Source organism: Pseudomonas borbori (assembly GCF_900115555.1).
Lineage (GTDB): Bacteria > Pseudomonadota > Gammaproteobacteria > Pseudomonadales > Pseudomonadaceae > Aquipseudomonas > Aquipseudomonas borbori.
Genome location: NZ_FOWX01000010.1, coordinates 111,266 through 131,750, shown reverse-complemented (window position 1 = coordinate 131,750; position 20,485 = coordinate 111,266). Strand labels below are relative to the sequence as shown.

The window sequence follows — 20,485 nt, the reverse complement described above, 5'->3', positions numbered from 1 at the left end:
GTCCATGTACCTGGCATGAGGGCCGTGCAGGGCCGGGAAAACCGCGAGCGCCGCGGCGCCCGTCCAGCATTGGACTGCAACAAGCCCCGGCAAAGCCACAGGGAACGGTGATTTTTGCCACTGTTTCGGCAAAATAGCCGATCTCAGATCGGCAACTGGCCCAGCGCCCAGCGCAACAGGAAGAACACCAGCAGACCGCCGCCGATGGTCGCCAGCAGGTGACGGCTGACGGCGGCGATGGCGATAGTCGCCAGCCCCGCCAGCAGGTAGGCATTGTCCAGACTCAGCGCCCAGTGCTGGCCGTCCGGCAGGAGCATGCCCGGCAGCACGATGGCGGTGAGCACCGCGGTCGGCACGAAATGCAGACCCTGGCGCACCAGCGGCGGGAAGTGCAGGTCGGGAAAAGCGAACAGGCTGTAGCGGATCGCAAAGGTGATCGCCAGCATGCCGAGGATCAATAGCCAGTTGTCCATCAGGCCAGTTCCTCCACGTCCACGTCCGCTTCGTTACGCCGCTCCAGCAGCACGCCGACGACTATCCCGCCGAACGCCGCGGCCAGCAGCCCCAGCTTGTACGGCCAGGCATGGCAGGCCAGGGCCAGCGCCCCGGCAACCAGCGCCGCCGCCACCTGCGGGCGGTTGCGCAGCATGGGTACGACTATGCCGATAAAGGTCGCCAGCATGGCGAAGTCCAGGCCCCAGGCCGCGAGGTTCGGCACACGCTGGCCAAACAGCACGCCGACCAGGGTGCACAGTTGCCAGTTCAGGTACATGGCCAGGGCCGCGCCGAGAAAATACCAGTGTTTGTGCGGCGAACTATCGGGCTCGGTATAGCGATTGAGCACCACTGCGTAGGCCTCGTCGGTCAGCCAGAAAGCCAGCGGCATGCGCCAGCGCTTGGGCAGATGACGCACGAAGGGTTGCAGGCTGGCGCTGTACAGGGCATGACGCAGGTTGACCACCAGGGTGGTGAGCAGCAGCACGGCCAGGCCGGTCCCGGCGCCGAGCAGGCTGATGGCGATGAACTGCGCCGAACCGGCGAACACCAGCAGCGACATGCCGATGGTCTGCCAGACGCTCAGGCCGGCGGCCCCGGCCAGGCTGCCGAAAATGATGCCGAAGGGTATGGCGCCAAGCAGCATCGGCAGCATGTCGCGGGCGCCCTGGGCGAATTCGTGTTGACGGGACATGGATCCTCCTTGGACTGCGCAGGTTACCCCACAGCCCTGAGGACGGTCTTGAACGATCTTGCGCAGTGACTGGTGCGAGCCAGGCGATGGCACAAAAGTCCCCGCTGCTCGGCGTGGCACAGCTATGTGGGGGGGTGGGAGGGGCTTTAGCCGCAAGTGCCGCAGGGCCGTCAGAAACGGGCCATCGCGGTGTGTTTGTAGAAACGCTCCTACAGGGATCGCGGCGCTCTTGTGGGAGGGGCTTTAGCCGCGAACCCGGGCGACGCGATTTCCAGGCCAACCCAGGCGCGGTAGCGGCCGCCCGCCCCCACACGGGCCTACGGCTGCCCTGGTAGCGGCTGCAGCGCCACCGCCGCTGGCGCGCACGCCCCCTTAGCCGGGGCGGGCGCCGCAGGCCTTGCGGTATTCGCCGGGGCCGACGCCATAGGTCCGCTTGAATTGCCGACTCAGGTGGCTCTGGTCGGCGAAGCCCAGTTGCATGGCCACGCTCAGCGGCGTGCAGCCGGTTTTCAGCAGGCCGCGCGCCTGCTCCAGGCGGCGCTGCAGCAACCAGGTATGGGGCGGCAGGCCGGTGGCGCGGCGGAACACCCGGGCAAAATGAAAAGGCGACAGGTTGACCGCCCGGGCCAGCGCTTCCAGCGACGGTGGTTCGGCCAGCTGGCTGCTCAGCAATTCCTTGGCCCGCGCCACGGCCCGGGGTTCGTGCCCCGGCGCGCGGCCAGCGGGAACCTGCGCATGTCGCTGGAACAACGCCAGGATCGCCTCGCGCCAGGCGGTCTGCTGCTGCAAAGCGCTGGCCTGGCTGTCGAGCAAGCGATGCAACTCGGCGAACATGCGGTGCAACTGCGGGTCATGCAAGACGCTGTCGGCAAACGCCGGCAGGCCGCCCGCAGCCAGTCCCAGCTCGGCCAACACGCCGACGATCAGGCGGTTATCAGGATAGAAACCGCGGTAGCGCCAGCCCTGCTCATGGGCCTTGGAGCCGGTGTGCAGTTCATCCGGATTGATCAGCACCATGCTGCCGACCGGCGCCAGGTGGTCGCTGCCACGATGGCGGAACGACTGCGCGCCCTGCTCGATCACGGTGAAGACGAAACCCTCATGCACATGCGGGGTGAAGCGCTGCTCGATGTAGTGGGCATGCAGCAGCTCGACCCCGTGCAACTCGCGCGAGGTCCAGAAACGTGTGCGCTCAACCTCGGTCGGTGCCATCGATCAACCGCTGAAACGCGCCTCCAACTGCTGCTTGAGCGCCGGCCACTGCTGGTCGGTGATGCTGTACAGCACGCTGTCGTCCAGCCGCCCGTCGGCCAGCCGGCGATGATTGCGCAGCACGCCCTCGCGCTGCGCGCCGAGTTTTTCGATGGCGCGTTGCGAGCGCAGGTTGCTGGCGGCGGTTTTCAACTGCACGCGGACCATGCGCCAGCTCTCGAAGGCGTGACGCAGCATCAGGTACTTGACCATGGCGTTCAGGCCGGTGCCGTGCTGGCCGTGGTCGAGCCAGGTCCAGCCGATCTCGGCGGCGGGCAGCGCCGGCATGAAGTCGCCGAAACGGGTGGTGCCCACCAGTTGCTCGCCGAGACGGATGACGAACGGCAGCGCCTTGCCCTCACGCTGGTCGAGCAGGCCCTGGCGGTACCAGTCCAGGCGCTGGGTGCCACTCATGTGGATCAGTTCCTGGCGATTGGCTTCGGCCAAGGCCACCAGCGCCGGAATATCGCCATCGAGCATCGGTTCGATACGCAACGCACCGCGCTGCAGGGTAATCAATTGCGGCTTGAACATGGGCTCCCTCCTCCGGCTAGACGCAAGCGCGCCACGCTAACAGGGCACAGGCCCGACCACAATTACCCAAAGGCAGCAACCGACCGACCTGCGACCTTGGTCGCGCCTGACGGCACGGCACTTTACTGCGACACTGCTGAGCATTCATTTGAAGTATTGTCTCGTCTTGAGGGGAGCTGTGATCGGCACCTGCATTATGACCGGGCAAGTCCCATATAGTTTGCTGTCGGAGTACCCATGTCGCTGTCCAGCGGGTTGATCGCTGCGGTCGCCCTGATCTACATGGCCATCCTGTTCGCCATCGCCTTCTATGGCGATCGCCGCCGCACGCCCTTGCCGCCGCGCATGCGCGCCTGGGTCTACAGCCTGTCACTGGCGGTCTACTGCACCAGCTGGACCTTCTTCGGCGCGGTCGGCCAGGCCACCGAGCAGCTCTGGTCATTCCTGCCGATCTACCTGGGTCCGATCATCCTCATGCTGCTCGCCCCCTGGGTGCTGCAGAAGATGGTGATGATCAGCAAGGAGGAGAACATCACCTCGATCGCCGACTTCATCGCGGCGCGCTACGGCAAATCCCAACCCCTGGCGATAGTCGTGGCGCTGATCTGCCTGGTCGGCGTGCTGCCCTATATCGCCCTGCAACTCAAGGGCATCGTCCTCGGCGTCAACCTGCTGATCGGCGCCGGTCCCGACTCCAGCGGCATCCGCGCCCAGGACACCGCGCTGATCGTATCGCTGATCCTGGCGCTGTTCACCATCCTGTTCGGCACGCGCAACCTGGACGTCACCGAACACCACCGCGGCATGGTGCTGGCGATCGCCTTCGAATCGCTGGTCAAGCTGCTGGCCTTCCTCGCTGTCGGCGCCTTCGTCACCTATGGGCTGTACAACGGTTTCGGCGACCTGTTCGAACAGGCGCGCAACACCGCCGAACTCGACGAGTTCTGGTCCCAGGCGGTGAACTGGCCGGCGATGCTGACCCTGACGGGCATGTCGATGATCGCCATCATCTGCCTGCCGCGGCAGTTCCATGTCGCCGTGGTGGAAAATATCGAGCCCAGGGATCTGCTCCTGGCGCGCTGGGTGTTCCCCGCCTACCTGGTGCTCGCCGCGCTGTTCGTCGTGCCCATCGCCCTGGCCGGGCAGATGCTGCTGCCGGCCGGGGTGACGCCGGATTCCTTCGTCATCAGCCTGCCGCTGGCCCAGGCCCACCCGACCCTGGCCGTACTGGCCTTCATCGGCGGCGCCTCGGCGGCCACCGGCATGGTCATAGTCGCGTCCGTCGCCTTGTCGACCATGATATCCAACGACATGCTGCTGCCCTGGCTATTGCGCCGACAGAATACCGAACGGCCGTTCGAGGCCTTCCGCCACTGGATGCTCACCGCCCGCCGGGTGAGCATCGTGCTGATCCTGCTGCTGGCCTATGTGTGCTATCGCCTGCTCGGTTCCAACGCCAGCCTGGCGACCATTGGCCAGGTTTCGTTCGCCGCCATCAGCCAGCTGGCCCCGGCGATGTTCGGCGCCCTGGTATGGAAGCAGGCCAACCGCCGCGGCGTGTTCGCCGGGATGCTCTTCGGCGCGCTGATCTGGTTCTACACCCTGGTCATGCCCCTGGTGGCACGCAGCCTCGGCTGGTCGCTGGACAGCCTGCCCGGCCTGCAAGGCCTGCTCTATGCGCCGATCGGCTTCGAGGTCGACGCCCTGACCCGCGGCGTGGCGCTGTCGCTGGCCGGCAATTTCCTGCTGTTCGCCTGGGTGTCCTATTTCTCCCGTACACGGGTTTCCGAACACTGGCAGGCCAGCCGCTTCATCAACCACGATTTCGGCGCCAAGCCGAGCAACCGCAGCCTGCTGGCGGTTCAGGTCAACGACTTGCTGATACTCGCCAGCCGCTTCGTCGGCAAGGAGCGCGCGCAACAGAGCTTCAAGCGCTGCGCCTACCGTCAGGGGCAAAGCTTCAACCCCAACCTGCCGGCCAACAGCGAGTGGATCGCCCACACCGAACGCCTGCTCGCCGGCGTGCTCGGCGCCTCCTCGACCCGTGCGGTGGTCAAGGCGGCCATCGAAGGGCGCGAGATGCAGGTCGAGGATGTGGTGCGCATCGTCGACGAAGCCAGCGAGGTACTACAGTTCAACCGCGCCCTGCTGCAAGGGGCGATCGAGAACATCACCCAGGGCATCAGCGTGGTCGACCAGTCGCTGCGCCTGGTGGCCTGGAACCATCGCTACGTCGAGTTGTTCGACTACCCGGACGGCCTGGTCTACGTCGGCCGACCGATTGCCGAAATCATCCGCTTCAATGCCGAGCGCGGCATGCTCGGCAACGCCGATGTCGAGGAAAGCATCGCCAAGCGCCTGCACTGGATGCGCCAGGGCACCGCACACACTTACGAGCGAACCTTCCCCAATGGCCGGGTGATCGAACTGATCGGCAACCCGATGCCCGGCGGCGGCTTCGTCATGAGCTTTACCGACATCACCGAGTTCCGCGAGGCCGAACGGGCACTCAAGGACGCCAACGAAGGCCTGGAACAGCGGGTCGCCGAACGCACCCAGGAACTGTCGCAACTGAATCAGGCGCTGACCGAGGCCAAGGGCGTGGCCGAATCGGCCAACCAGTCGAAGACCCGCTTCCTCGCCGCGGTCAGCCACGACCTGATGCAGCCACTGAACGCCGCGCGGCTGTTCTCCGCCGCACTCTCCCACCAGGAGGACGCACTGCCGTGCGAGGCCAAGGAACTGGTACGCCACCTGGACAGCTCGCTGCGCTCGGCGGAAGACCTGATCAGCGACCTGCTGGACATCTCGCGCCTGGAGAATGGCCGCATCACCCCGGAGCGCAACGCCTTCGCGCTCAATTCACTGTTCGATACCCTGGGCGCCGAGTTCAAGGTGCTGGCCACCGAGCAAGGCATCGACTTCCGCCTGCGCGGCAGCCGCCTGCGTGTGGACAGCGACAGCAAACTGCTGCGCCGGGTGCTGCAGAATTTTCTCACCAACGCCTTCCGCTACGCCAAGGGCCGCGTGCTACTGGGTGTGCGCCGCTCAGGCGGACAGCTGCGCCTGGAGGTGTGGGATCGCGGCCCGGGTATCCCGCAGGACAAGCTCAAGGTCATCTTCGAGGAGTTCAAGCGCCTGGATAGCCACCAGACCCGCGCCGAGAAAGGCCTCGGCCTCGGCCTGGCGATTGCCGATGGCCTGTGCCGGGTACTCGAACACAGGCTGGAGGTGCGTTCCTGGCCAGGCAAGGGCAGCGTGTTCAGCGTCAGCGTACCTATGGCCCGTACCCCGGCGGCCAAGCCCAAGCCGGCCAGCGCCGAACTCAATGGCCAGTTGCTGACCGGCAGCCAGGTGCTGTGCATCGACAACGAAGACAGCATCCTCGCCGGCATGCACAGCCTGCTGTCGCGCTGGGGCTGCCAGGTGTGGACCGCGCGCAACCGCCTGGAGTGCGAGCACCTGCTCAGCGAAGACGTGCGCCCGCACCTGGCCCTGATCGACTACCACCTCGACGAAGGCGAGACCGGCACCGAATTGATGGCCTGGTTGCGCACCCGCCTGGGCGAGCCAGTGCCCGGCGTGGTGATCAGCGCCGACGGCCGTCCCGAACTGATCGCCGCAGTCCACGCCGCCGGCCTCGACTACCTGGCCAAGCCGGTCAAACCGGCGGCCTTGCGCGCCCTGCTCAGCCGCCACCTGACGTTGCGCTAGGCTGGCCGCGGGAACCCCCTCCCACAAGCGACGGCACGACAGCCGCGCTTGCCAGTGGCCGCGACGCTCACCCACTGACCTGCCGCAATACGTCGCGATCGCCCACTGGCTAAACTGCCAAGATCAAGCCCCGCTCAAGGACGCCGCATGCCCGAGGCTCTCGACACCCTGCTGAATTTCGCCAGCGCGCTGGCGGTTGGCCTGCTGATCGGCGCCGAACGTGGCTGGCAGGAACGCCACAGCGAGGACGGCCGCCTGGCCGCCGGCATCCGCACCTATGGTTTGAGCGGTTTGCTCGGCGGTTTCGCCATGCTGCTCGGCGAACATTTCGGCGTGGTCGCCTGGGCGGTCGTCTTCATCGGCTTCGCCGCCCTGGTACTCGCCTCCTACTTCGGCGACCTGATGCAGTTAGGCGACCGCGGCCTGACCAGCGAAGTGGCGATGCTGATCACCTTCGTCCTCGGCAGCCTGGCAGTCGCCGGACACCCTCCCCTGGCCGCCGCCGGGGCGGTGGCGGTGGCCCTGCTCCTGAGCCTCAAACGCACCCTGCACGGCGCCCTGCGCCGACTCAGCGAGGCGGAACTGTCGGGGGTGCTGAAGCTGCTGTTCATCTCCCTGGTGCTGCTGCCGGCCCTACCCAACCAGGGCTACGGCCCCTGGCAGGCGTTCAACCCCTACGTCATCTGGTGGATGGTGGTGCTGATCGCCGGCCTGGGTTTCGCCGCCTATGTGGCGATCCGCCTGGTCGGCACCCGCCACGGCCTGCTGATCACCGCCCTGCTCGGCGGCATCGTCTCCTCCACCGCGATGACCATCACCCTGGCCCGCCTGAACCAGCAGCGCGGCCTGCACGCCATGCTGGCCTGCGGCCTGCTGGCCACCTCGGCGCTGATGTTCCCGCGGGTGCTGCTGGAGGTCGGCGTGGTCAATACCCAGTTGCTGCCGCGCCTGCTCTGGCCATTGGGCGTGGCGGCCCTGGTCTATGCCGGGGGGGCGCTGATGTATTTCCGGCTGGCCGGCGACCCGCGCGAGGAAAGCGCCGAACCGCCGCTGAAGAACCCCTTCGAACTGGCTCCCGCATTGCGCTTCGCTGTGCTGCTGGTGCTGATCCTGTTCCTCGTCGAGGCGGCGCGGCGCTGGCTTGGCGATGCGGGCGTGTACCTGGTGGCGTTGCTCTCCGGACTCGCCGACGTGGACCCCATCACCCTGACCCTGGCACGCAGCGCCAAGACCGAGCTGGCTCCCCAGGTCGCGGTGCAGGGCATCTTCCTCGCGGTCCTGAGCAACAGCCTGGTCAAGGGCTTGCTGATCGCCCTGATCGGCGGCCGCCAGCTGGCCCTGCGCACCCTGCCGGTGATGGCCGCCGGCCTGCTGGCGGGGGCGGCGGTGTTGCTGCTGGTTTGAGCGCGACCGGGCTTCTTGGGCAAGGACGGCGTGGCGACGCTGCGCCCTACTCGGCCGCCTCGTCGAGCAACACCACCCCTGCCGCCTGCTCAAGCAACTCGGGCGACAGGCTCTTGCTGGCGCGGGCGCCGAGCAGTTTGAGGTTCTCCACCCGCCCGACTATATTGCCGCGGCCGTCGCACAGTTTGTTGCGCGCCGCGGCGTAGGCCTTGTCCAGTTGCTGCAGCCGCGCACCGACTTCGTCCAGGTCCTGGATGAAGGCGACGAACTTGTCGTACAGCGCCCCGGCGCGCTCGGCGATCTCACGGGCATTCTGGCCCTGGCGCTCCTGGCGCCAGAGGCTGTCGATCACCCGCAGGGTCGCCAGCAGGGTGGTCGGACTGACGATCACAATGTGCTGCTCGAAGGCCTCCTGGAACAGGCCGGCATCGGCCTGCAACGCCGCGGCGAAGGCCGCCTCGATCGGCACGAACAACAGCACGAAATCCAGACTGTGCAGCCCTTCCAGGCGCTGGTAATCCTTCAGCGACAAGCCCTTCAAATGGCCACGCAGGGACAGCACATGCTGTTTCAGGGCCTGTTGCCGGCTGGGTTCGTCTGCACCGGCGATGTATTGCTGGTAGGCCGTCAGGCTGACCTTGGCATCCACCACCACCTGCCTGTCGCCGGGCAGCCGGATCAGCACATCGGGCTGGAAACGCTGGCCGTCCGGGCTCTTCAGGCTGACCTGGGTCTGGTATTCGCGGCCCTTCTCCAGCCCGGCGTGTTCCAGCACCCGCTCGAGCACCAGCTCGCCCCAGTTGCCCTGGGTCTTCTGGCCTTGCAGGGCACGGGTCAGGTTGGTTGCCTCATCGCCCAGACGCTGATTGAGCTGCTGCAGGCGCTCGAGCTCCTTGCCCAGCGAGAAACGCTCGCGGGCCTCCTGCTGGTAGCTCTCCTCGACGCGTTTCTCGAACGACTGGATGCGCTCCTTGAGCGGGTCGAGCAACTGGCCCAGGCGCTGCTGGCTGGTCTCGGCGAAACGCTGCTCGCGCTCGTCGAAGATCTTGCCGGCCAGTTCGGCGAACTGCGCGCGCAATTCATCGCGCGAGCCCTGCAGGTCGTCCAGGCGCTGCTGGTGGCTGGCCTGCTGCTCGCGCAACTCGGCACTCAAGGCCGCGCGCTCGGCGCCCAGGCGACGCAGTTCGGCTTCCTGCTGCTCACGCTGGGCGTGCCAGGCCAGGGCGGCTTCGCGGGCGATCTGCCGTTCGTGCTGCAACAGTTCGCTCTCGCGCCGCTTGGCCGCCAGCTCGGCCTGCTGGTCGGCCTTGATCTCGCTGATCTCGGCGAGCTCCTGGCGACATTCGTCGAGCTGCGCACTCAAGCCGGCCTGAGCCAACTGAACACTGCCCAGACGCTCCTGCAGCAAGCTGGATTCGAGTTGCGCACTGGCCGCACGCCGCTGCAGCGACCAGGCCAGCACCAGCAACGGCACGCCAGCGACGGCCAGGCCGAACAGCAGCGCAGGTAGCTGGGAAGGTAAATCGATTGGCATAAGCGGCTCCGCGCAAGATTGCCGGGCAGTATACCCAGCCAGGTCCCGCGCAGAACGCTCAGAGCGGAATCAGAGGCCGCCCAGCAGCTGCCTGGCTTCTGCCGAGCCCTGTGCGGCGGCCAGTTCCAGCCAGTGCCGCGCCTGCAGCGCTTCATTGCTGCGCGGCTGGCTGTACAGCCGACCCAGTTCCAGCTGGGCGCGGCGATCGCCGGAACGCGCAGCCTGGCGCAATAATTCGAGGCCGATACGCCGGTCGCGGGCGTTGCCACAGTCGCGGCAGAGCAATTGGCCCAAGCGGCTCTGAGCCAGCACCACACCCTGACGCGCCGGCTGCTTGAGCAACTGGCCAGCGAAGCGCTTGACGCTTGGCGCTTCACCGAAGCGCGGGCTGTCCAGCAGCCAGAGCGCAACACGTATCGGCAAGCGGGGGCTGACAGGAGATGTTGCAGCGGATAAACGAGACATAAGCAACAGCGATAGCGGGAAAGGCGCGCACTTTACTCCTTTTTTCACCGAGGTAAAGCGCGAAAAACGCGCTTGGCGGCGTGCCAGAGCGGAGCCCTGAGACAATCCACAAAAACTGTGGATAACTCAGTGGATAACATGTCCGCAAGGCGTCTGACCGCCTGCGCCACGGGGCTTATGGACAAACTGATGATTTTTTCACCAGCATAAAAAAATCATATTTTTCATTGACTTAAGAAATCATCAAGGAGAATCAAGGATTTACATCAATCACAAAATCAGTCTTGACAAGGCGCACCGCAACTGTGCAAAAGTTTTTACCCCGCACCACCTAAGCGCCCTGTTTAGAGCCCTTTGCGCATCAATACGCGCCCCCCTGGCAGCCCATCTAACGCAACGCGGCCCAGTACAAAAATTCGAGCCCGCTCAGTTCTTTCGTCAAGCAGAACGACTTATCACCGGGAGTTCTCCAGCCCGAAATTGCGCAAAAAACCATCTCGATCCGAAATCTCAAACCGAGGCCTTTCCCTCGTGACGGACGATCCAACCCGGCAAACTGCTAGTAAGATACTGGCCTGTCGAACCTCTGCGGGCGCATGCCTGTCGAAGGCTTTGAACTGACTCTGGAGAATCCCATGCTGCGTCCGACCGCTGTAATCCTCGCCCTTAGCCTCCCCGCATTGGTTCAGGCCGCATCGCTGAACGACTTCGAGCTGGGCAAGACCCTCGAACGAGTCGCCAAGGAAAGCAGCATCGGGACGCCGCGGGCGATCAACGAAGACATTCTCGATCAAGGCTATAGCGTCGACGGCAATCAACTGGTCAACCACCTGAGCGTGCGCCCCGAGCATGCCGCGCAGATGCGCGGCAACCCGGATAGCGTGCGCGCGCAACTGGCCAACAGCGTCTGCCGCAACCCGGGCTATCGCCAGTTATTGGCCCGCGGCGCCGTCCTGCGCTACGAGTTCAGCGAGTACAAGAGCAATCGCCCGGTCGTCAGCGAGCGCTTCAGCAGCAGCGACTGCGGTCTATAGGCCGCTCGGCGGGCGCTTCCGCGTCGCGCCGATGAGCCGCCCACAGGGCCCCTTTCAGGCGGTTCAGCGCAGGCATTCGGGCCTGCCCGTGCCGGCCAGTGCGGCCTGTTCCTCCTTGCTCAACAGTTTCCGGGCGGGGATACCCAGCACCTCTGTGACCGCTTGCAACACATGGGCCCAGGTCGCCTGGTTGGCGAACAGCATGCCCGCCTCGTCCAGGGTGCCACCGCGATTGCGATAACCCAGCACCCGGTTGCAGCGGGCATCGCCGAGTACCGGCCAGAGATGCCCACGCGCCACTTCCGGGCGCATATGGGTCAGCAGCACGCGGCGCGGGTACTGCGCCGGGAACAAGGCGTCGCGTAGCGCGGCCGGCGCCACCGCCTGCGCTTCCCAGCGATCGCGCGGCTCGCGAAAACGCCCCGGCTCCTGCAGGTAAACCAGACGCCAGGCGCATTTCTTCGCGCTCAGGCGCTCGGCCGCCCGGCGCATCTCGCTCAACTGATAAGAACCGCTGGCGATCAGCAGCACCGGGTCGGCGCCCTCCTGCTGGTCCAGCAGCAGCGCGCCATCACGGGCCAGTTGCTCGGCCTGCTGCTGGTCGAACTGGGCCGGGCGCTCGCGCTTGGGACTGACGATGCAAGCCAGTTGCCCGCGCGCCTGGTAGACCGCCGGCAGCAGAGCCAGCAGTGAGTTATGGTCGGCCGGAAACAGCACCCGCAACATGTCGTTCATCTCGCCGAGCAGAGCCTCGCAGAAGCTGGTGTCCTGGTGCGATTGCTGGTTCTTGCCGTTCTCCCAGGTATGCGAAGTCGCCACCAGCGGCCAGCCGAGCCAGCCGGCAGGACGCCCCACTTCTTTCTGCTGCCGGGCGAAGATCAGGGTCTGGCGCACCGCCCCGAGCATCTTCACGCAGAAGGCCTCGTAACTCGCCACCAGGTTCAGGCCGCCTTGATTGGCCAGGCAGGCGGACACCACCGCTTCCTCGTTGAGCGCGGTAATGATCGCGCCATCCACGGCTTCCAACTCGCTTTCAGGTGCACAGACCCGGTGCTTGAGGGCGCGCAGAACGCCTTCCAGGCGATTACTGGCCAATTCATCCGGGTTGCCCACCCGCGGCCGCAGCTGCGGGTTGGCCTGCACCAACTCGACGAAAAAGCGCTCCAGCGCCGACATCGGCGAGCAGTCCTGCCCGTGGTAGTGCAGTTCGGGCAGCTGCGGCGCAGCCGGCTGGCGTAGCGCCAACGGATGATCGCGCTCCAGCGCACGCTCGGCGCGGCCACCACGAAATTGCGCACAGACCTGGCTCAGCTCGTCCGGCGCCACCCACAGAGCGGCCGCATGCCGATTGAACAGCGCACGCGCGGTGTCATCCAGATGCGGGTTGGCCGGTAGCGGCAGGTTGTGCGCGGCGTTGCTGCCGGCACCATAGAAGCCGAAGCCTTTCTCGGTTTCAGCGATCGCGTAGGGCATCGGCAACGGGTAATCCAGGATGCCGCTGTGCAACTCGGCAACCCGATGCCCCAGGCGCTGCTCCATCTGCCACAGGGCGCAAACGAAGGCCGCCGGATCGCGCCCATCGAAGCTGATCGGATCGAAACCGCAGCGGCGCAGATGCTGGCGGAAACCCTCCAATCCCGTCTGGGTACCCAGCTCGGTGCGCTGTTCGATACGCCGGCCGTTGGCGATCATCACCGGCAGCGCCACCCCGCAGTCTTGCGCCCGCCACCAGCGCGGCATCCAATCGCTGCCGCGCTGCTCTTCGGCCGCGCCATCCGACAGGAAGGCCACCAGCTTTTCACCGGGCAAAGGCAAGTGGCAGTACTGCAACTCGGCAAAACCGAGGTAGCCCCCTTCGGCGATACCGCCAGCGGTGTGCGGGTTGACGTGACTGCCCAGGGGCACAGCCGGAGCGCCGTCGGGCGCCTGGGCATAGCTGTAGAAGTCCGCCACCAGCCGGCTCATGCCCGCCTCATCGCAGCCATAACGTGCGACCTGTTCCGGGTGCTGGTTGGCGGTCAGCAGATTCAGCGCCTCGACCGCCGCCACACAGTGCCCCTGGCCCATCAGCCAGCCACGGGTTTCCCCCGTCAGGGCGTTCAACGCCAGGTAGGCGGCATAGCCGGGCACCATGTTCAAGGCGCCGCCGGTATGCCCCTCGGGCTTTACCTTGAAGTCATCAGGCTCCAGGGCCACGCCGTCCAGGCGCACGCGCCGGGCGTAGGTCATGTGCACCACCAGCCATAAGCCGGCGGCGTTCAGCCGGTCCAGGGCGCGCAGCAGGGCATAGACGCAGGCCAGGTCGGGCTGCTGGCCCGCCTGCACCAGTTGATGGGCCATGCGAAAGACCGCCGCACGGGTTTCCGGACTATGCTGTACAGGGCCGTAGCCCTGCTGCCAGGCGGCGAAGCCGGGTTCGGCCAGGGCATGTGCGGCCAGCTCGCTGGCACTCGGCAATAGTTGCGGCATGAGCGCTCTCCCGGTTTTTTCAGCCAGTCTAGGACAAACCGAACAGTCGACACCCTGACCTGTATCAAGGCCGTCGGCCTGCGTTCGCGGCACCCTGTGATCATTCGCCCTCATCAAGGATTTCCCACATGGCTCTGCTCAGCTTCCTTGGCGCCATCCAGCAAGTCACTGGTTCCTGCTACCTGATCGAAAGCCGCGATGGCGCCAAGGTGCTGCTGGAGTGCGGCATGCGCCAGGGCCGCCGCGAAGAGGAGGAAGGCAACCGCGCGCCCTTCCCCTTCGATCCGCTGAGCCTGGACGCCGTGGTGATTTCCCATGCCCATATCGACCATAGCGGTCTGCTGCCCAAACTGGTTGGCGCCGGGTATCGCGGGCCGATCTTCGCCACCGACGCCAGTTGCGAACTGATGGAACTGATGCTGCTGGATGCGGCGCAGATCCAGGAAAAGGATACCGAGTGGGAGAACAAGTGGCGTGCACGCCTGGGCAAGCCGCCGCTCAGCCCGCTGTACACCACCGAGGATGCCGATCAGGCGCTCAAGCAACGGCGCCCACAGGCTTATGCCCAGCCAATCGAAGTGGCCAAGGGCGTGCAGGTCACCTTTCACGATGCCGGACATATCCTCGGCTCGGCGATCGTCGAACTGCAGGTGCAGGATCATCACCTGACCCGGCGCCTGGTGTTTTCCGGCGACCTGGGCAACACCTGCTCGCCGCTGATGCACACCCCGACCACGCTCGACCGCGCCGATCTGGTACTGCTCGAGTCCACCTATGGCGATCGCGATCACCGCAACAGCGACGACACCCTGGATGAACTGGCCGAAATTCTCCAGCAGGCTCATCGCGACGGCGGCAACGTACTGATCCCGGCCTTCGCCGTGGGCCGCACCCAGGACCTGATCTACTACCTCGGGCGTTTCTACCAGGAAGGCCGACTGCCGCAGCAGGCGGTATTCCTCGACAGCCCGATGGCCATACGCGCCAACGCCATCTATTCGCGCTTTCAACACCTGTTCGACCCGGACGATCACGCGGCCATCGCGGACAAGCCCGCCAGGCGCATCGAGGACTGGCTGCCGATCCTGCGCTGTACCCCGACCCCGGACGAATCCATGGCGATCAACCGGGTCAAGAGCGGTGCCATCATCATCGCTGGCAGCGGCATGTGCACCGGCGGGCGCATCGCCCACCACTTCAAGCACAACCTCTGGCGCGAGGACTGTCATGTGGTGTTCCCCGGCTTCCAGGCCAGAGGCACCCCGGGACGCGCCATAGTCGATGGCGCCAGCACGGTGAAAATGCTCCATCAGCGCATCGCGGTCAAAGCGCAGATCCACACCCTCGGCGGCTTCTCCGCCCATGCCGGGCAGTCGCAGCTGCTCGACTGGGTCAGTCATTTCGACCATCACCCCGAGCTGTATCTGGTGCATGGCGAACTGGAGAAAATGCAGGCGCTGCAGCAAGCCCTGCGCGAGCGCCTCAACTGGATTGCCAGCATTCCCGAACCCGGCGAGCAGATCGCCATCTGAACCCATGCGGGGCAACTGCAGCAGAGCGAAGCCGGGCCATCGGCAGAGATCCTCCTGCTGGGCGATGGCGAGTCGAACCAAGATCCCCTACAACGACCCAGCCGGATCTGTCGCCGACCGCCAACCCAGCCCGGAGATTTTCTGCAACCTGATCAGGTATTTAGCCTTCCCAAGGACAAGCTCGAGCCATACTCTGAATATGGCCGGGCTTTCACAACGGCGAAAGAATCCGGCCGGCATCCTGAAAGGAGAAGTCGAATGCCTTACGAATCGGACGATTACTTATCCCGCCACTTCCAGACCAGCGGCATCGACCTTACCGACAAAGTCGACGAACTGGTTACTCTGGTCGTCCCTGGCGACAGCCCGAACCTGCCCCTGTATCGCGACATGCTGATCACCGTGATCCGCATGGCCCAAGCCGACCGCAATCGCTGGGACGCCAAGATCATGCTGCAAACCCTGCGTGAAATGGAGCACGCATTCAGCTCACTGGAGCAATTCAAACGGCGGCGCAAGGTCACCGTCTTCGGCTCGGCACGCACGCCACCCGATCACCCGCTGTATGCCTTGGCCCGCGAACTGGGCGCCACCCTGGCGCGGCACGAATTGATGGTGGTTACCGGTGCCGGCGGCGGCATCATGGCGGCCGCCCATGAAGGCGCCGGACTGGAAAACAGCCTGGGGTTCAATATCACCCTGCCCTTCGAACAAGGGGCCAATGCCACTGTGCATGGCACCAGCAACCTGCTGTCATTTCACTTCTTTTTCCTGCGCAAGCTGTTCTTCGTCAAGGAAGCGGACGGCCTGGTGCTTTGCCCTGGCGGCTTCGGCACTCTGGATGAAGCCCTCGAAGTACTGACCCTGATTCAAACCGGCAAGAGTCCACTGGTGCCCGTGATCCTGCTCGATCAACCGGGGGGCAGTTTCTGGAAAGAGGCCATGGCCTTTATCGACAAACAGCTGGTGGGTAACCGCTATATCCTGCCCCACGACCTGCACCTGGTGCGCCTGGTGTACAGCGCCGCAGACGCCGCCGATGAAATCGCCCAGTTCTATCGCAATTACCACTCCAGTCGCTGGATCAAGGATCGCTACGTGATCCGTCTCAACCACCCACTCAATGAAGCGGCCATGCAGCAACTGAACAGCGAGTTCATCGACCTGTGCAAGAGCGGTGGTTTCCAGCAGCAGGCTTATTGCGAATCCGAACAAGACGAGCCGGAACTCTGCCACCTGACTCGCCTGGCATTCGCATTCAATAGCCGCGACCACGGTCGCCTGCGCGAACTGCTGGATCTGATCAACCAGCCGCAGCACTGGGAACAGACAAGCTGACAACAGCTGGCAAGCGGGCCTACGCGACCCATGCCAGCAACGAGGCCGTGCAAACGACAACAGTCCAGAAACACAAGACCCGGAGCACAGGATCCGGGTCGACAGGGCGTTTCAGTCCAGATCGATGCCGCGCAACAAGCGTCCGATCAGATCCAGTGGGTAACCGCGATAACTGAGGAAGCGGCCTTGCTGAGCACGTTCGCGAGCGTCACCCGGTAGCTGGCCGGCAAACTTGCGGCGCCAGGTCTGTGCCAGTTGCTCGCCCCAGTCGACGCCGCTGTCGCGCAACGCCTGCTCGACATCGGCTCGCGACAAGCCGCGCTGGATCAGCTCTTCACGAATGCGCAACGGCCCATAACCGGCGCGCGCACGATAACCGACAAAGCTTTCCAGATAACGCGCCTCGGATAACAAACCCTCTTGCGCCAGGCGCTCGAGGGCTGTGTCGATCAACTCGATAGGGGCACCGCGCTTGGCCAGCTTACGGGTCAACTCGACGCGCCCATGCTCGCGGCGCGCCAGTAGATCCATGGCCACTCGGCGTACCGCGACGAGGTTATCCAGTACGTCAGGCATGTTCTACGAATCAGACCTCGGCAGTGGCCAGATCGTCTGCGCTGGCCTTGGCCGGTGTACTGACAACCAGCAGTTTCTCGCGGATCAGGCCCTCGATGGTGCGTGCCACTTCCGGATTGTCTTCCAGGTACTTGGCCGAATTGGCCTTGCCCTGACCGATCTTGTTGCCCTGATAGCTGTACCAGGCACCGGACTTTTCCAGCAGGCCGTGTTGCACGCCGAGGTCGATGATCTCGCCATTGCGGTAGATACCCTTGCCGTAGAGGATCTGGAATTCGGCCTGACGGAACGGCGGTGCCACCTTGTTCTTGACGACCTTGACCCGGGTTTCGCTGCCGACCACTTCGTCACCCTCTTTCACCGCACCGGTGCGACGAATGTCCAGGCGCACCGAGGCGTAGAACTTCAGCGCGTTACCGCCGGTGGTGGTTTCCGGGCTACCGAACATCACGCCGATCTTCATGCGGATCTGGTTGATGAAGATCACCAGGCAGTTGGCGTTCTTGATATTGCCGGTGATCTTGCGCAGCGCCTGGGACATCAGGCGGGCCTGGAGGCCCACGTGCATGTCGCCCATTTCGCCTTCGATTTCCGCCTTCGGCACCAGAGCCGCCACCGAGTCGATGACGATCACGTCGATGGCATTGGAGCGCACCAGCATGTCGGTAATTTCCAGGGCCTGTTCGCCGGTATCCGGCTGCGACACCAGCAGATCATCGACATTCACGCCGAGCTTGCCGGCGTATTCGGGATCCAGCGCGTGCTCGGCATCGACGAAGGCACAGGTGGCGCCGAGCTTCTGCGCTTCGGCGATCACCGACAGGGTCAGGGTGGTCTTGCCGGAGGACTCGGGGCCGTAAATCTCGACGATCCGGCCTTTCGGCAGGCCACCGATGCCCAGGGCGATGTCCAGACCGAGCGAACCAGTGGAAATGGCCGGAATCGCCTGGCGCTCATGGTCGCCCATGCGCATTACCGCGCCCTTGCCGAACTGCTTCTCGATCTGGCCCAGGGCTGCCGCCAAGGCGCGCTTCTTATTCTCGTCCATTGAAGTCCTCACGTAATAAAGAAGGGCCTGCTAGCGGCCACTAACAACTGTATAAGTAGACAGTATTATTCCACAGGGCAAGTCGCTCGCCTACCCTGCATTTGGATTTTCTTGCGCAATCACGCGCAGCAGCCCTTGCAGCGCGGCTTCGACCGTTTGTCGGCGAACTTCGCCGCGGTCGCCGGCGAACTGTCGACGCACACTGAACAGCCGCTCGCCATCGCCCCAGGCCAGCCATACGGTGCCCACCGGCTTCTCTGCCGAACCGCCATCCGGCCCGGCCACGCCACTGACCGCCACCGCATAACGCGCGCCGCTCTGCGCCTGGGCGCCACGCACCATGGCCTCGACCACCTCGCGACTGACCGCGCCCACCCCGGCGAACAGCGCCTCGGGCACCGCCAACTGCTTGGTCTTCTGCGCGTTGGAATAGGTGATGTAACCGGCCTCGAACCAGGCCGAACTACCAGGAATGCGGGTAATCGCCTCGGCAATACCACCGCCGGTACAGGACTCCGCGGTAGTCACCTGGGCACCTTGCGCCTGCAACCGCTGGCCCAGTTCGGCGGCCAGTCGGGTCAGGCGTTGATCATTCACGGCCATCTGCACTCCGGGGTTAAAGCCAACCAGGAAGGTACCGTACACCAATGGCAAAGCAGCCGGCCAGCCGACATCCGGGCACGACAGGGACGCCCCGGCGCAATCGTGGGCGCAGGGAAGACGCTCAGAGGTTGTGAAAAAATCGAGCGCCGTAGCGAGACCGTCTCCAGACGTTCGCGTAGCGCAACACCGCAGCGGGCGTTTGGAGGCGGGCGCAGTAGGCGAGAGTTTTTTCACAAGCTCTCAATACTCCACCTGCAACTCGGCACTGGTGGGCTCTGCCTGACAGGCCAGGGTCCAGCCCTGACGCACTTGCTGCTTGCTCAGCGCCTGATTGTTGCGCATGGCCACGCTACCCGACACCACCCGACATTTGCAGGCGGCACAGACGCCCGCGCGGCAGGCCGTGGGTGGGTGCAGGCCGGCCTGCTCCATTGCCTCCAGCAAGACCTCGCCGCTGTGCACATCCAGTTCATGGCGGCGTCCGTCAAGCGCCACGTTCAAGCGACTCACTGGCTTGGCGGTTACCGGTTGAGGGTTGCGCGGGACCGGCGTGGCAAAGCGCTCCAGGTGAATCCGCGCGGCGGCCACCCCCAGGCCGGTCAGCGCCTCGCGCGCACCGTCCATAAAGGGTTGCGGACCACAGATGAAACATTCGCCGGCGCACCAGTCGGCGATCGAGTCGGCAATGGCACCGGCATCCGCTACACCATGGCTCGCGTCGAACCAGTAGCGTACCTCCAGCCGCTGCGGATAGCGCCGCTGCAACCCTGCCAGTTCCTCGGCAAAGATCACCGAGTCGGCATCTCGGTTGGCGTAGAACAGACAGATTCGCCCGCGCCCCTCGGCCAGCACCGCCTGCAGGATCGCCATCAGGGGCGTGACGCCACTGCCGGCACCGACCAGCAACAGATCGGTATCCAGACCGGTCGGGGTGAAGCTGCCCAGCGGCGGCAGTATGTCCAGGCTATCGCCCGGCTGCAGATTGTCGAGCAGCCAGTTCGAGGCGCGGCCGCCGGCAACCCGCTTGACGGTGATGCGCAGCGGTTGGTCGGTCGACAGCGCGCGCGACAGCGAGTAACAGCGCAGCAGTGGCGGCTCGCCGCAAGGCACCTTGAGGGTAAGAAACTGACCGGGGCGAGCAGCAAAGCGTTGACGCTGTTCAGCCGGCACGCGCAGTTCGAAGGAGCAGGCATCGGCGCTCTCCTTCACTCGACCACTGACTTGCAGCCGGACAAATTCATCGGGCGCCGATAAGGCGTCCGGCGCAGCGCCAGGCGCCGGCTTCGGCAGCCCACGCAGCATCGGCCAGGCCGCTTTGCTGCGAAAAATCAGTACATAGCCTACGTGTAGACCGATCAGCCACAGCGCCAGGTTGGCGAGGAATTCATGCACCTCTTCGGCATCGCCCAACCACGCGACGAAATCGATATCGCTGGCGACGCCGAACAGATCCGCCGGCACCCCGGGCAAGGCCGCCAACACCTCGCCATTGTCGACCATGCCAAAGCCGATCAGGCTGGCCAGGGCGAAGCTGGCCAGGGCGCCTGCTGTCAGCCATTTACCGACCACCGCCAGGCGCGGCTTGTGCCACTCCGTCCGCGACGGCGTCAGGCGCGGGAAACCGCGCAAGCGCAACGCTGCGATCAGCAAACGTAGGAACAACAGTGCAGCCAGGCCATAGCCCAGCCAGATATGCAGCAGTTCGGCATCATCGCCGCTCAGGTAGACAGCGACGAACAAGCCGGCCAGCAGCCAATGAAATAGCCGGAAGCGGTTGAATGCGACCACGATAGC

At 65.0% G+C, this 20,485-nt stretch carries 16 protein-coding genes; 5 read left to right on the top strand and 11 right to left on the bottom strand.

Annotation, left to right across the window (positions count from 1 at the left end; translation table 11 throughout):
- Positions 1-143: 143 nt before the first annotated feature.
- The 4 genes from BM315_RS09815 to BM315_RS09800 all read right to left on the bottom strand — a co-directional run bounded on the left by BM315_RS09815 (position 144) and on the right by BM315_RS09800 (position 2,974).
- On the bottom strand, positions 144-473 hold the full coding sequence (locus BM315_RS09815) for an AzlD domain-containing protein (RefSeq protein WP_090500367.1): 330 nt from the start codon (positions 471-473) through the stop codon (positions 144-146).
- A complete protein-coding gene (locus BM315_RS09810) occupies positions 473-1,189 on the bottom strand; it encodes an AzlC family ABC transporter permease (RefSeq protein WP_090500365.1) in 717 nt (238 codons plus the stop codon). The genes BM315_RS09815 and BM315_RS09810 overlap by 1 nt, the downstream gene beginning before the upstream one ends.
- Before the next feature lie 372 nt (positions 1,190-1,561).
- Positions 1,562-2,401, bottom strand: a complete 840-nt coding sequence (locus tag BM315_RS09805; protein ID WP_090500363.1) for an AraC family transcriptional regulator — start codon at positions 2,399-2,401, stop codon at positions 1,562-1,564.
- Positions 2,402-2,404: 3 nt separating this feature from the next.
- Positions 2,405-2,974 (bottom strand): GNAT family N-acetyltransferase, encoded by a 570-nt coding sequence (locus BM315_RS09800; RefSeq protein ID WP_090500361.1) that lies wholly within the window; start codon positions 2,972-2,974, stop codon positions 2,405-2,407.
- 237 nt (positions 2,975-3,211) lie between these two features.
- Between BM315_RS09800 and BM315_RS09795 the strand changes: the two genes are divergently transcribed.
- Together BM315_RS09795 and BM315_RS09790 are read left to right on the top strand one after the other, a co-directional pair.
- Entirely contained in the window at positions 3,212-6,688 is a 3,477-nt protein-coding gene (locus tag BM315_RS09795) for a PAS domain-containing hybrid sensor histidine kinase/response regulator (protein ID WP_090500359.1), read from the top strand.
- Positions 6,689-6,835: 147 nt separating this feature from the next.
- A complete protein-coding gene (locus BM315_RS09790) occupies positions 6,836-8,092 on the top strand; it encodes an MgtC/SapB family protein (protein ID WP_090500358.1) in 1,257 nt (418 codons plus the stop codon).
- A gap of 46 nt (positions 8,093-8,138) precedes the next feature.
- Here the strand turns inward: BM315_RS09790 and BM315_RS09785 are convergent, their stop codons facing one another.
- Positions 8,139-9,500, bottom strand: coding sequence for a DNA recombination protein RmuC (locus BM315_RS09785; protein ID WP_170862192.1), 1,362 nt, complete (start codon positions 9,498-9,500; stop codon positions 8,139-8,141).
- Between the two features lie 195 nt (positions 9,501-9,695).
- Positions 9,696-10,091, bottom strand: a complete 396-nt coding sequence (locus tag BM315_RS09780; protein WP_090500447.1) for a tetratricopeptide repeat protein — start codon at positions 10,089-10,091, stop codon at positions 9,696-9,698.
- Positions 10,092-10,726: 635 nt separating this feature from the next.
- Here BM315_RS09780 and BM315_RS09775 point away from each other — a divergent pair.
- Positions 10,727-11,125 (top strand): quorum-sensing-regulated virulence factor family protein, encoded by a 399-nt coding sequence (locus tag BM315_RS09775; RefSeq protein ID WP_090500354.1) that lies wholly within the window; start codon positions 10,727-10,729, stop codon positions 11,123-11,125.
- Positions 11,126-11,188: 63 nt separating this feature from the next.
- On the opposite strand, the gene BM315_RS09770 is transcribed toward BM315_RS09775, so the two are convergent.
- Positions 11,189-13,594 carry a phosphoketolase family protein gene (locus tag BM315_RS09770; RefSeq protein ID WP_090500352.1) on the bottom strand — a complete coding sequence of 802 codons (2,406 nt, stop codon included), beginning with the start codon at positions 13,592-13,594 and terminating at the stop codon, positions 11,189-11,191.
- A 128-nt stretch (positions 13,595-13,722) separates the two neighbouring features.
- Between BM315_RS09770 and BM315_RS09765 the strand changes: the two genes are divergently transcribed.
- Positions 13,723-15,126: an MBL fold metallo-hydrolase RNA specificity domain-containing protein gene (locus tag BM315_RS09765; protein ID WP_090500350.1), complete on the top strand. Its 1,404-nt coding sequence runs from the start codon at positions 13,723-13,725 to the stop codon at positions 15,124-15,126.
- Positions 15,127-15,384: 258 nt separating this feature from the next.
- A complete protein-coding gene (locus BM315_RS09760) occupies positions 15,385-16,464 on the top strand; it encodes an LOG family protein (protein WP_090500348.1) in 1,080 nt (359 codons plus the stop codon).
- 111 nt (positions 16,465-16,575) lie between these two features.
- On the opposite strand, the gene recX is transcribed toward BM315_RS09760, so the two are convergent.
- From recX to BM315_RS09740, 4 genes are all read right to left on the bottom strand, one after another.
- Positions 16,576-17,040 (bottom strand): recombination regulator RecX, encoded by a 465-nt coding sequence (gene recX, locus BM315_RS09755; RefSeq protein WP_090500346.1) that lies wholly within the window; start codon positions 17,038-17,040, stop codon positions 16,576-16,578.
- 10 nt (positions 17,041-17,050) lie between these two features.
- Positions 17,051-18,088, bottom strand: a complete 1,038-nt coding sequence (gene recA / locus BM315_RS09750) for a recombinase RecA (RefSeq protein ID WP_090500344.1) — start codon at positions 18,086-18,088, stop codon at positions 17,051-17,053.
- Positions 18,089-18,178: 90 nt separating this feature from the next.
- Positions 18,179-18,691: a CinA family protein gene (locus tag BM315_RS09745; protein WP_090500342.1), complete on the bottom strand. Its 513-nt coding sequence runs from the start codon at positions 18,689-18,691 to the stop codon at positions 18,179-18,181.
- A gap of 240 nt (positions 18,692-18,931) precedes the next feature.
- Complete coding sequence (locus BM315_RS09740; protein ID WP_090500340.1) at positions 18,932-20,479, bottom strand: 2Fe-2S iron-sulfur cluster-binding protein; 1,548 nt, start codon at positions 20,477-20,479, stop codon at positions 18,932-18,934.
- Positions 20,480-20,485: the final 6 nt, after the last annotated feature.

Excerpts from the sequence above, each read along its gene's own strand:
- BM315_RS09815 (WP_090500367.1), bottom strand. The coding sequence starts at position 473 with ATGGACAACTGGCTATTGATCCTCGGCATGCTGGCGATCACCTTTGCG.
- BM315_RS09810 (WP_090500365.1), bottom strand. The coding sequence starts at position 1,189 with ATGTCCCGTCAACACGAATTCGCCCAGGGCGCCCGCGACATGCTGCCG.
- BM315_RS09805 (WP_090500363.1), bottom strand. The coding sequence starts at position 2,401 with ATGGCACCGACCGAGGTTGAGCGCACACGTTTCTGGACCTCGCGCGAG.
- BM315_RS09800 (WP_090500361.1), bottom strand. The coding sequence starts at position 2,974 with ATGTTCAAGCCGCAATTGATTACCCTGCAGCGCGGTGCGTTGCGTATC.
- BM315_RS09795 (WP_090500359.1), top strand. The coding sequence starts at position 3,212 with ATGTCGCTGTCCAGCGGGTTGATCGCTGCGGTCGCCCTGATCTACATG.
- BM315_RS09790 (WP_090500358.1), top strand. The coding sequence starts at position 6,836 with ATGCCCGAGGCTCTCGACACCCTGCTGAATTTCGCCAGCGCGCTGGCG.
- BM315_RS09780 (WP_090500447.1), bottom strand. The coding sequence starts at position 10,091 with ATGTCTCGTTTATCCGCTGCAACATCTCCTGTCAGCCCCCGCTTGCCG.
- BM315_RS09775 (WP_090500354.1), top strand. The coding sequence starts at position 10,727 with ATGCTGCGTCCGACCGCTGTAATCCTCGCCCTTAGCCTCCCCGCATTG.
- BM315_RS09770 (WP_090500352.1), bottom strand. The coding sequence starts at position 13,594 with ATGCCGCAACTATTGCCGAGTGCCAGCGAGCTGGCCGCACATGCCCTG.
- BM315_RS09765 (WP_090500350.1), top strand. The coding sequence starts at position 13,723 with ATGGCTCTGCTCAGCTTCCTTGGCGCCATCCAGCAAGTCACTGGTTCC.
- BM315_RS09760 (WP_090500348.1), top strand. The coding sequence starts at position 15,385 with ATGCCTTACGAATCGGACGATTACTTATCCCGCCACTTCCAGACCAGC.
- recX (WP_090500346.1), bottom strand. The coding sequence starts at position 17,040 with ATGCCTGACGTACTGGATAACCTCGTCGCGGTACGCCGAGTGGCCATG.
- recA (WP_090500344.1), bottom strand. The coding sequence starts at position 18,088 with ATGGACGAGAATAAGAAGCGCGCCTTGGCGGCAGCCCTGGGCCAGATC.
- BM315_RS09745 (WP_090500342.1), bottom strand. The coding sequence starts at position 18,691 with ATGGCCGTGAATGATCAACGCCTGACCCGACTGGCCGCCGAACTGGGC.